This window comes from Bradyrhizobium shewense (genome assembly GCF_900094605.1).
GTDB classification, from domain to species: domain Bacteria; phylum Pseudomonadota; class Alphaproteobacteria; order Rhizobiales; family Xanthobacteraceae; genus Bradyrhizobium; species Bradyrhizobium shewense.
In genome coordinates this window covers 1-1325 of sequence record NZ_FMAI01000098.1, presented here as the reverse complement: position 1 = coordinate 1325, position 1325 = coordinate 1, and the positions used below count along the sequence as shown (strand labels likewise).

Here is a 1325-nt window from a genome sequence, read left to right as displayed (position 1 = left end):
CGCTATTGTGCAATCAATAATGAAGGCATTCGGATACGCCTTTCTATCAACACCGCTGTCACGATAGGGCTTGAATACCCGACCTTGGATCGTGGCACCGATCGCCACCACACAGAGTTTTGGCTTGTCACCTTGCTGCGCATCTGTCGAGCGCTAACCGGCGTTAGAGTCGCACCGAGGCAGGTCAAATTAAGGCATCTGAGAACGCATATACCGAACGATGTGCGAACCCATCTAGGGTGTATGATCACTTATGCGGCTGACACGGACGAGATTCTTTTTCCAAAGTCGATCGGCTCTTTGCCGGTTATCGGCGCTGATGTCCATCTGAACAAGCTCTTGCTCAAATATGCCGATGAAGCGCTCGGTCAGCGTAAGAAACTGCGCGCCGGCATCCGATCCCAAGTTGAAGATCAGCTCGCCCAACTACTTCCCAACGGCAAAGGCAATGTGCCTGAAGTTGCCCGGCGCCTTGGCATGAGCCGCCGCACGTTCGCTCGGGCATTGTCAGAAGAGGGCGCAACGTTTTCGGCGGTACTTACCGATCTGCGACAGGCGTTAGCCAAGCACTACTTGCGCGAAGAGCAATTGCCAATCTCGGAGATCGCGTGGCTCTTGGGGTATCGTGAGGTCAGTTCGTTTACTCACGCCTTTACGAGTTGGACAGGTCTGACACCCCGAGAGTTCCGGGCCTCCAACACCGTGAGGTGAGTGCCTCAGCAGCACGAAATCCAAAATTTCTGGCTCAAACTCACAAGAATTCTCCTGGTGAACTGCGTAGATTTTTTTGCTGAGTACTCTTGAACGAGCGACCTTCCTGACGAATCCAACAAAAAGTGGGTCACGCTCGTCACCCCCGGCGCAAGGGTGCCGAAGAAGTATTGCGCGGCTGGATTCCAAGAACCCCACCCACCAAAAGGAGGAAGCATGTGCGATAGCTTGGAACACGCGGAGTGCCGTTCCGCAGCGAAGAACTGTGCTATGTGTGGCGGGAAGTTTGGCCTGATCCGTTATTACTCCTGGCGAACCGCGCTTTGCTCCAAGAAGTGCCTCGACCTGTTCAGGGCGCGCCGCGAACGTGATCGCCGATGGCTTCTCCAACAGCACACGATTTCGCGCCCCCTATCTGTCAACCGGCGTCCAAATTTGACCCCTCGTCGGCGTCCAATTTTGACCCCTTCGTGCGGCGGGGGTGGCGGTAGCGCTCGTCTCGTCGGAGCTGGCCGGGATAGCGGAGGCGAGACGAGCGTGGGTGATATGATCGTCGTCTCGGCTTTTGAATCGTCAGCTGTCGTTGCCGGTCTCGACGATGTCGCAGTGATGGG

1 protein-coding gene and 1 pseudogene are annotated in these 1325 nt (G+C 56.0%); one reads left to right on the top strand and one right to left on the bottom strand.

The window, feature by feature from the left end:
• Positions 1-711 (top strand): helix-turn-helix domain-containing protein (locus GA0061098_RS43435; protein ID WP_091968268.1); only part of this gene is annotated, 711 nt, incomplete at its 5' end.
• A gap of 418 nt (positions 712-1129) precedes the next feature.
• On the opposite strand, the pseudogene GA0061098_RS47365 reads toward GA0061098_RS43435, so the two are convergent.
• Positions 1130-1325 (bottom strand): annotated as a pseudogene (locus tag GA0061098_RS47365) (IS21-like element helper ATPase IstB); the annotation flags it as partial.